Genomic DNA, 5,795 nt, shown 5'->3' with positions numbered 1-5,795 from the left:
TTTCCTTTTACCGGGAACGCGAACGCGCGAAGGATCTGGTGATCTATGCCTGCACGTCGGGCTATCCGGTTGCGGCCGAGGATGTCTGCCTTTTGGAGATCGGCCGGCTGATGGAAGAGTTCGGACCCGAGGTCAGGGGTGTCGGCTTCTCGGGCCACCACCTCGGCATCTCGACCGATATAGCGGCGCTGACCGTCGGCCGGATGCACGAATTGGCCGGCCACGGACGGTTCACCCATGTCGAGCGCCATTTCACGCTCGACCGGACGTGGAAAGGCACCGACCACGCAGCCAGCCTTGAGCCCGATGGTCTTCGCCGGCTCTGCCGCGACATTGGCGGTGTCGATCTGACCATCAACAGCAAGTGGCAGGACATTCTTCCCGTCGAGCAGGTGCAGCGCGACAAGTTGAAATGGGTCGCCGAGCGTCATGGCGCGCTTTCGGCGGGCCGGGAGCCGCGCAGGGCCAATCGTTGACGGGCGGCTTTCGATGATCCCGGCACTCCGGCCGCTTCGCGGCATTTGAAAGGCGATTGAGCGTGGCCAGTCCGACAAGGCCGGGCCCGGCCGTGGCGATATTGCTCGCCCGCGGCGGCTCCAAAGGCATCCCCGGCAAGAACCTGAAACCGGTCGGCGGGCTCTCCCTGGTCGCGCGGTCGGTCGTCGCGGCCCGGCAGGCGCGCTCGGTCGCCGCGATCTACGTATCGACGGACGATGCCCGCATCGCCGCGGAGGCCGAAAGATACGGCGCGCGCGTGATCGATCGTCCGGCAGCGATTGCGGACGATACGGCAACGTCGGAAAGCGGCTGGCTCCATGCGCTCGGCCTCATCCGAGCGGATCATCCGGCCGTCTCCCGCCTCGTTCTGCTGCAATGTACTTCGCCCTTCACCACGGGCGCCGACATCGATGGCTGTCTGGCGGCAATGGAAGACCGGCAGGCAGCCTGCGCGGTCACCGTCATCGAGGATCACTCCTTCCTCTGGACGTCCGGGCCCGATGGCTTCGGCAAGGGCATCAATCACGACGAGGCGGGCCAGCGTCAGCGCCGGCAGGACCTGCCCCCCACCTGGCGCGAAAGCGGCGCCATCTATTGTGTGCGGGTTGCGGATTTCGAACGGGTCGGCCGGCGCTTCTGCGGCCCCGTCGCGCTTTATCCGGTCGCCCATCCTCCCGTCGAAATCGACACCCCCCTCGATCTCCGGCTATGCGACATGATCGCGCGAAGCGGGGAGGATCAGACAACTGGCGTCGCCGATGCGCGCCTCCGGCCGCTCAAGGCGCTGGTGATGGATTTCGACGGCGTCCACACCGACGACACGGCGTCTGTCGATGAAAACGGCATCGAAAGCGTGACCGTTTCCCGCAGCGACGGTATGGGGTTGGAGCTCCTGAAAAAATCCGGCCGGTTTCGTCTTTTGATCCTGTCCAAGGAAAGGAACCCGGTCGTGTCGCGCCGCGCCGAAAAACTCGGGCTCGAATGCCTTCAGGCGCGCGAGGACAAGCTCGCGGTGCTGGACGAGTGGCTGTCCGGCAACGGGCTGTCATGGGAAGAGGTGCTTTATGTCGGCAACGACATCAACGATGCCGGGCCGATGCAGCGCGCAGGCCTCGGCGCCTGCCCGCGCGACGCCCATCCCTCGGTCGTGCCGCTGGCCGGATGGGTCGTGCCGGTCGACGGCGGCAAGGGCGTGCTGAGAGCGATTGCCGACAGGCTTTTGGCGCTTGCATGAAGTAAGGTATCCGGACATTTTCCGCCTTGTACGGACCGTTTCGGGAAGACCCGGCGAGATTTTGAATATTTGCTGAATTCGACAGGAAGGTTTGCCAATCATGAGTCGTCGTATCCTGATCACCGGTGGCGCAGGCTTTATCGGCTCGCATCTCAGCGAACGGCTGATTGCGATGGGCAATGAAGTGCTGTGCGTCGACAATTATTTCACCGGGCGCAGGGAAAACATCGCCGGATTGTTCGGCAATCCCCGCTTCGAGACGCTGCGGCACGACATCACCTTCCCGCTCTATGTCGAGGTCGATGCAATCTTCAATCTCGCCTGTCCCGCAAGCCCGATCCACTATCAGTTCGATCCCGTTCAGACGACGAAGACATCCGTCATGGGTGCCATCAACATGCTGGGTCTTGCAAAGCGGCTCAAGGTGCCGATCGTGCAGGCATCGACCAGCGAGGTCTATGGCGACCCGCAGCAGCATCCGCAGCAGGAAAGCTATTGGGGCAACGTCAATCCGATCGGCCCGCGCGCCTGCTACGACGAAGGAAAGCGCTGCGCCGAAACCCTGTTCTTCGACTATCGGCGGCAGCACGGCATGGATGCGAAGGTCGTGCGCATCTTCAACACCTATGGACCGCGAATGCTCGAGAATGACGGCCGTGTCGTCTCGAACTTCATCGTTCAGGCGCTCAAGGGCGAGCCGATAACGGTGTTTGGCGACGGCTCGCAGACGCGCTCGTTCTGCTATGTCGACGATCTCGTCGAGGGACTGATCAAGATGCTCGACACGCCGCCGGAGGTTTCGGGCCCGATCAATCTCGGCAATCCGGGTGAATTCACGATCCGCCAGTTGGCCGAGAAAATCATCGCCATGACAGGCTCGAAGGCAAAGGTCGAATATCGAAACCTGCCGGAGGACGATCCGAAAATGCGCAAGCCCGACATAACGAAGGCGCAGAACGTGCTCGGATGGGGACCGACCATCGCGCTCGACAAGGGCCTTGAGCCGACGATCGCCTATTTCAGAAAGCGCCTGGCGCAATGACCGTTGTCTTCGTCACAGGGGGCGCGGGTTATATCGGCAGCCATACCGCGAAGGCGCTGCATCGCGCGGGCTTCACGCCGGTCGTGATCGACAATCTGTCGCGCGGGCATGAATGGGCCGTCAAATGGGGTCCGCTGGAAAAGATCGATCTCGCCGACGGCGCCGCGCTCGACGCGGCCTTTGCGCGGCACCGGCCGGCGGCGGTGCTGCATTTCGCGGCCTTCGCCTATGTGGGCGAGTCGGTTTCAAATCCCTATCTCTATTATCGCAACAATGTCGGCGGCACGCTGTCGCTGCTCGAGGCGATGCGCCGGGCCGATTGCGGAAAGATCGTTTTCTCCAGCACCTGCGCAACCTACGGCATTCCCGACAAGACGCCGATCTCCGAGGACGCGCCGCAGCGTCCCGTGAACCCCTATGGCGCGAGCAAGCTGATGGTCGAGCGCATACTGGCCGACGCCGGCGCGGCGCACGACCTGCGCTCCGTCTGCCTGCGTTATTTCAATGCCGCGGGCGCCGATCCCGACGGCGATATCGGCGAGGCGCACGACCCCGAGACGCATCTCGTGCCGCTGGCCTTGCAGGCGGCGGCCGGCGCCAACACCGCGCTCTCCATTTTCGGCGACGACTATGCGACACCCGACGGTTCCTGTATCCGCGACTACATTCACGTGAGCGATCTCGCCGACGCCCACGTCCTCGCGCTGCGCTGGCTTCTGGACGGGAACCCGTCCCGTCAGTTCAATCTCGGAAACGGCCGCGGCTATTCGGTACGCGAGGTCGTGGAAGCCGTCCGGCGAATTTCCGGGCGCGCGGTACCAGTCGAGGTCGGGCCGCGGCGCGCCGGCGATCCGCCGGTCCTCGTTGCCGATGCGCGCCGTGCCGCCGATGAGCTCGGCTGGAAGCCGCAGCGGGTCGATCTCGATGCGCAGATCGCCGATGCCTGGAACTGGTTCGCCAAGATGCAGAGAGGGCGGGGATAACTTTCCCTCCGCCATGCCTTGTCCCCGCCCCTGAACACGCTTCTCCCCGGCTCCGTCATCCGCTCGGAGACGCGCCGAATCCATTTGTGACAGTTTTTTGACAGTTTGATGACAGAGGGGTCCTTTTTCGCCTGCCTCTGTTCAAACCCGCTCAAGATCCGGTCAACTGACGAACAGCTGGCCGGCGGTGGCGCGCGCTCAGCGCTCCTCGATCGAGATGCCGCTTTCGCCGATCTCGATGTCGACGCCGCTCTTCTGTTCTTCCTTGTAGAGCAGATAGCCGGCCGCCACGGCGGCGATCACCAGCAGGCCGATCACAAGATAAAGTCCGTTCCGGTTGTTCATGGCATGTCCTCGTTGATCTCCGGGCCCGCTCCAGCATACGCCGCAATCGCGCCGGCGCCACATCCAAACTTCGGACGGGACCTGCCCGACAAAACCCGCCGAGCGGAAGCTCAGCGGGCTGATCGTTGGTTGCGGGAAAGGGGGACACATCATTCTTCCCATCGTTTTGCAGGTTTTCGAGCCGCGTCTCCCACATGGCGCAAGACAAGGCGCGCTACTTCTTGAGCAGGTTTTCTTGCGCTTCCGGCAGGTTGCCTTCGGATTGCTGCTCCTGCATCTCCACAGCCTCGTTGGACAAGCCGCCTTCGCTGGGCGTCGTATCGCTCATCTCGTCAGCGGCAAGGGAGGCGCCGGCACCGCTTTCAGCTTCGCGCGAGGCTTCTGCAGTGCCCACCATCTGGATGACGGGAACGCCCTTGGGGAAAATCACTTCGCGCGCGGCATCCGGCAGTTCGATACCACCCTTGAGGAGCGCGTTCTTGGTCTGGCGCAACAACGCCGAATTGATTTTGTTAGGCGAGTAGGTGGCGCTGTCGAACCAGTAATAGATGCGCAAATTCACCGTTGCCGCGCCCAGCTCCTCCACCAGCACCAGCGGCTCGGGCGTCTTGAGGACGGCAGGATGCGCCTGCAGCACCTCCGCGATCAGGACCTGCGCCTTGGCGGCCGAGGAATCGTAACCGATGCCGATCGTAAATTCGGCGCGGCGGTTTGGAATGCTGCTGTAGTTCTTGATGACGCTCTTGTAGACGATGGAGTTTGGGATCTGCACCTGATTGCCGTCGAGCGTGAGCAACACGGTACTGCGCACGTTCAGGTTCTGGACGACACCTGTGTACCCGCCGACATCGATCAGGTCGCCGCTGTGGAAGGGATTGCGCACGCTGAGCAGGATGCTCGCCAGAAAATTCTCGGCGATGTCACGCAGGCCGAAGCCGATGATGATGCCGATCAGCCCGGTGCCCCCAAGCACGGTGATGGCCAGCCGTGTCAATCCGGAAAATTGCAGCACGAAATAGACGCCCAGCAGAAAGACCGGAATCGCAAACGCCCGCGCCACCACCGACAATAGCAGCGAGGACTCGATGCGGCTCGCGAACAATAGCCGAACCGCCAGCGCTACCAGTCTGGCGATCAGCCATGTCGCCAGAATGACAAGGGCGGCGAGCGCCACCATTGGCCAACCTCGGACGATCTGGCGGTAGAAGCCTGTGAATTCCTCGCCTGCGCGCGCCAGGGTGGAGCCGACATCGGCATTGGCCTCGATCCGGTTGACGACGGCGACAGTGCCTTGCATGTTTTCGGCAAGCGTGCCGGCCCAGGCCCGGTGCGCCGGCGTTCCCGTCGTGCCGTCGAGGAAGACCACCCCGTCATGCACCGAGACGCGGGTCGCCTCGAACCATCCGGTCGATTGCAGGATGCGTTGCAGGCGTTCCTCAATCTTCGCATCGCTCGCTTCGGGAACGATCTTCACGGCCTGCGGCGACACGGTTGGGGCAACATCCTGCGCCAGGGCAGGCGTCGCACAGACAAACAGCAGCATGGCAACCCCTGCGGCGCGCAGGCATCCAACAAGCCGGACGAGGCAACTTTTCGGATGCTGGCAAAGCAGGATCATGTCTTCCTCGATCGAAGGGTGCCCACCAGAATGGATAGTACCAGTTCAGCAACCCGGCCCACAAAAAACCCGACC

6 protein-coding genes are annotated in these 5,795 nt (G+C 63.0%); 4 read left to right on the top strand and 2 right to left on the bottom strand.

Annotation, left to right across the window (positions count from 1 at the left end; genetic code table 11):
• From WEB61_RS03960 to galE, 4 genes are all read left to right on the top strand, one after another.
• Positions 1 to 476: N-acetylneuraminate synthase family protein (locus tag WEB61_RS03960; protein WP_368063026.1), on the top strand; the 476-nt coding region annotated here is incomplete at its 5' end.
• A 62-nt stretch (positions 477 to 538) separates the two neighbouring features.
• Entirely contained in the window at positions 539 to 1,732 is a 1,194-nt protein-coding gene (locus tag WEB61_RS03955) for a transferase (protein ID WP_368063025.1), read from the top strand.
• 100 nt (positions 1,733 to 1,832) lie between these two features.
• Positions 1,833 to 2,774, top strand: a complete 942-nt coding sequence (locus WEB61_RS03950) for a UDP-glucuronic acid decarboxylase family protein (RefSeq protein ID WP_368063024.1) — start codon at positions 1,833 to 1,835, stop codon at positions 2,772 to 2,774.
• Complete coding sequence (gene galE / locus WEB61_RS03945) at positions 2,771 to 3,757, top strand: UDP-glucose 4-epimerase GalE (protein WP_368063023.1); 987 nt, start codon at positions 2,771 to 2,773, stop codon at positions 3,755 to 3,757. Before WEB61_RS03950 ends, galE begins: the two co-directional genes overlap by 4 nt.
• Before the next feature lie 198 nt (positions 3,758 to 3,955).
• Here the strand turns inward: galE and WEB61_RS03940 are convergent, their stop codons facing one another.
• Together WEB61_RS03940 and WEB61_RS03935 are read right to left on the bottom strand one after the other, a co-directional pair.
• The gene (locus WEB61_RS03940; RefSeq protein ID WP_368063022.1) at positions 3,956 to 4,102 is read right to left on the bottom strand and encodes a hypothetical protein; all 147 of its coding nucleotides are present in this window, start codon (positions 4,100 to 4,102) and stop codon (positions 3,956 to 3,958) included.
• A gap of 214 nt (positions 4,103 to 4,316) precedes the next feature.
• Positions 4,317 to 5,720 (bottom strand): mechanosensitive ion channel domain-containing protein, encoded by a 1,404-nt coding sequence (locus WEB61_RS03935; protein WP_368063021.1) that lies wholly within the window; start codon positions 5,718 to 5,720, stop codon positions 4,317 to 4,319.
• Between the last annotated feature and the right edge of the window lie 75 nt (positions 5,721 to 5,795).

Source organism: Parvibaculum sp., from assembly GCF_040882025.1.
Taxonomy (GTDB): Bacteria; Pseudomonadota; Alphaproteobacteria; order Parvibaculales; family Parvibaculaceae; genus Parvibaculum.
The sequence above is the reverse complement of the archived record's forward strand: the minus strand, read 5'-3'. Positions and strand labels throughout refer to the sequence as shown.